Origin of the sequence: Exiguobacterium sp. SH0S2 (genome assembly GCF_004337185.1) — a bacterium.
GTDB classification, from domain to species: domain Bacteria; phylum Bacillota; class Bacilli; order Exiguobacteriales; family Exiguobacteriaceae; genus Exiguobacterium; species Exiguobacterium aurantiacum_A.
Window position 1 is genome coordinate 1 of the sequence record NZ_SJVB01000022.1, and the last position, 433, is coordinate 433.

Here is a 433-nt window from a genome sequence, read left to right on the forward strand (position 1 = left end):
GGCGACCGGCTTGATGCCCAGGCCCAGCAGGCCGAGGGACTGGGCGGCGGCCCGGCTCAGGTCCAGGATGCGGTTCTGGGAATGCGGGCCGCGGTCGTTGATGCGCACCTGCACTGCCCGGCCGGTGACTAGGCTGCGCACGCACACCCGGGTGCCGAAGGGCAGCGTGCGGTGCGCCGCCGTGAAATCGTTCATGTCGAAACGCTCGCCGCTCGCCGTGCGGCGGGCGTGGAAGCGCGCGCCGTACCAGGACGCCATGCCTTCCTCGCCGAAATCTCCGAGTTCGCTGCCGAGGTCCAGGCCCAGGCCCGAGGCGCGGCCGTCCTTCGCGCCCTTGGCCCCCTCCGGTTCCGTCTCCGGCGCAGGCGATGGCGACGGCATCGCCGGCGCGGGCTCGCGCAGCGCGGGCGGGGTGTCCGGATCGGTCAGGGGA

General features: G+C 73.9%; 1 protein-coding gene. It reads right to left on the reverse strand.

Features of this window, described 5'->3' with window-relative positions; translation table 11 throughout:
• The coding region (locus EVJ21_RS15475) for a septal ring lytic transglycosylase RlpA family protein (protein WP_201739996.1) at nt 1-433 on the reverse strand (433 nt) is incomplete at both ends.